This is a genomic window from Carnobacterium sp., assembly GCF_032094055.1.
Taxonomy (GTDB): Bacteria; Bacillota; Bacilli; order Lactobacillales; family Carnobacteriaceae; genus Carnobacterium_A.
On record NZ_DAMDAK010000007.1, the window covers coordinates 27372 to 30104 of the forward strand.

General features: G+C 35.2%; 4 protein-coding genes and 1 pseudogene. 2 read left to right on the forward strand and 3 right to left on the reverse strand.

The features are described from left to right. A partial coding sequence (gene groEL, locus RT405_RS02115; RefSeq protein ID WP_313467165.1) for a chaperonin GroEL occupies positions 1–745 on the reverse strand: 745 nt, incomplete at its 3' end. A 111-nt stretch (positions 746–856) separates the two neighbouring features. Further along, positions 857–1141 carry a co-chaperone GroES gene (gene groES / locus RT405_RS02120; RefSeq protein WP_313467167.1) on the reverse strand — a complete coding sequence of 95 codons (285 nt, stop codon included), beginning with the start codon at positions 1139–1141 and terminating at the stop codon, positions 857–859. Between the two features lie 335 nt (positions 1142–1476). On the opposite strand from groES, the gene RT405_RS02125 reads away from it, so the two are divergent. Together RT405_RS02125 and RT405_RS02130 are read left to right on the forward strand one after the other, a co-directional pair. Next, positions 1477–2130 (forward strand): type II CAAX endopeptidase family protein, encoded by a 654-nt coding sequence (locus RT405_RS02125; RefSeq protein WP_313467169.1) that lies wholly within the window; start codon positions 1477–1479, stop codon positions 2128–2130. 36 nt (positions 2131–2166) lie between these two features. Next, positions 2167–2373, forward strand: a complete 207-nt coding sequence (locus RT405_RS02130) for a DUF4305 domain-containing protein (RefSeq protein ID WP_313467171.1) — start codon at positions 2167–2169, stop codon at positions 2371–2373. A gap of 14 nt (positions 2374–2387) precedes the next feature. On the opposite strand, the pseudogene RT405_RS02135 reads toward RT405_RS02130, so the two are convergent. Further along, positions 2388–2733: pseudogene (locus RT405_RS02135) on the reverse strand (redox-sensing transcriptional repressor Rex); the annotation flags it as partial.

The window sequence follows — 2733 nt, forward strand, 5'->3', positions numbered from 1 at the left end:
CAATAATCAATAATGGACGGCCTTGTTGCAAGATTTGTTCTAATAAAGGCAAAACATCTTGTATATTAGAAATTTTTCTGTCTGTAATCAACAAATACGGGTTTTCCAATACAGCTTCCATTTTATCGTTGTCTGTTACCATATATTGAGATAAGTAGCCGCGGTCAAATTGCATTCCTTCTACCACATCTAATTCTGTTTCGATTCCTTTAGATTCTTCGATTGTAATGACACCATCGTTGCCAACTTTTTCCATAGCGTCTGCAACTAACTGTCCAACCTCGTTATCTCCTGATGAAATACCGGCAATTTGTGCAATAGATTCTTTTGTTTCGATTTTTTTAGAAATCGTCAACAATTCTTCTACTGCTACTTTAGTGGCTAATTCGATTCCACGACGAATACCGACAGGATTAGCACCTGCAGTCACGTTTTTTAGTCCTTCACGGACAATTGCTTGAGTCAAAACCGTAGCAGTTGTTGTTCCATCCCCTGCTATATCATTCGTTTTCGAAGCCACTTCAACAACTAACTTAGCACCCATATTTTCGAAATGATCTTCTAATTCAACTTCTTTGGCAATAGTAACTCCATCATTTGTGATCAATGGTGAACCAAAAGATTTTTCCAATACGACATTTCTTCCTTTGGGTCCTAATGTAACTTTGACTGTATCTGCTAAAATATCCACACCACGTAACATTGCTGAACGGGCATCTTCTGAAAATTTAATATCTTTTGCCATTTCCACTTCACCTCATTAATAAATTTATATGACTTTATTTATTGATTTATTGTTTATTTTAAAAGTTTTCTCAATTTACGATCCATGCATTTTTAATGCTTATACTACTCGCTACTCAACAATTGCGATAATATCGCGTTCATTCACAACAAGGAAATCTTTACCGTCGTGTTTAACTTCAGTTCCCGCATATTTTTCAAATAAAACTGTATCGCCAACTTTAACAGCTAACTCAGCTTTTGTTCCGTTTTCTAGTATACGGCCTTCACCTACTGCAATAATTGAACCAGTTTGAGGTTTTTCTTGCGCAGAACCCGGTAAAACAATCCCGCTGACAGTCTTTTCTTCTTCTTTTGCGACTTCGATAATCACACGATCTCCTAATGGTTTTAACACGTAAATCCCTCCACTTTTCTTATCTTGTTTTCCCGTTTAGCACTCTTGTTGTTTGAGTGCTAAACCACTCTTTTATCATAATCAAATTCTTCATTAATTGCAAGTCTTTTAATCAAGTCCTTGGTGAAATTGATTTATTTTTTATTGCAGAGCGTTCCTTGCTCCTCTTGAGATGAATCAAAAGTTCACACATTGCCATTCATCTTATGTTATACTGACAAATGTAACTTATTTCAGTAATACGTTAAGTATAGCTTTTTAGTAAACTAACTGTTTACTGAAAGATTCAAATAAAGAAGTAACTACTTCTAAAAAAAGAAGGTTTAATAGTAGATATGAAAAATATTTTTCGACATACAGAGGTTCGTATGATTTTGGTTTATGTCCTCTCTCAATTCTTGCCGGTTCTGTTCTTAGCAGCAGCACCAATTCAATATCAAACAGAAGCAAGTGTTTACGGAACAATTTTTTCCTTTACTCTTGGTGCTTTGTTGATGATACTGCTCAATCAAAAATCAACTATTCATAACAGCATCACAGCAAGTCCTTCTGCCGGAAGATCTGAAGTTCTCAAGTGGGGATTGATTGGGATCATAATGGCTTTTGCTGCACAGATTATAGCTAATTTGATTGAAACTCTGTTATTAGGTTTGCCAGTAGATTCAGCAAATACTCAAAATATTCTATTGATAGTTAGTAAATATCCTTTCTATTTGATCATTGTCTCCATTATGGCTCCTATTATGGAAGAATTTATTTTCCGTAAAGTTATCTTCGGCTTTTTTTATGACTTAACAGGCGGTGTTGGGGCAGCTGTTATCAGTTCCTTGTTATTTGCTTTCATGCATCAGGACAGTCATATCTTGCTTTACTCTTCAATGGGCTTTGTCTTTTCATACTTGTATATCAAAACTAAAAACATTGCTACTCCTATTATCGCACATGTGCTGATGAACACTGCTGTTGTCGCGCTCAATTTGCTTCAATGATTGAATTTTCACTAAAGAAAGGAACTTTTTAATTATATGAATAGTAAAAACTTTATTATGCAAATCGTTTTTAATTATGTAATGTCTTTTATCTTCATTTGGTTCACGATCAATTCAGTCTCAACAGAAGGCTGGGGAATCTTCCCTGTTTTATTCGTCATATTTGCTACTAATGATTTTGTTCGTGCCTCAAAGCTTTTGGAGATTTATTTTAAAATAAAAAAAGGCGGCAAACCTAAATAAGGTTGCCGCTTTTTTTATGCTTCTTCTTTTTTATAATGGTCTAAAAAGTAAATCAAGGTCTGCAATTCATTCGCTAAATCAACATTTTGTACACGCATGTCGTTCGGTACTGAAATACGAATAGGTGTAAAGTTCATAATGCCCTTCACTCCCGCTTCAGCTAATGTATTTGCAGTGTCTTGCGCTACTTCTGTAGGGACTGTTAAAATAACTACCTCAATTTGCTGCACTTTAAGTTGCTCCACCATTTCGCTCATAGGGTAAACTGGTACGCCGCTTAAGATCGTTCCAATAATTTCTTCATTAATATCAAAAGCAGCACTGATCCGCATATTGTTGCTTTGATGAAAATTGTAGTTC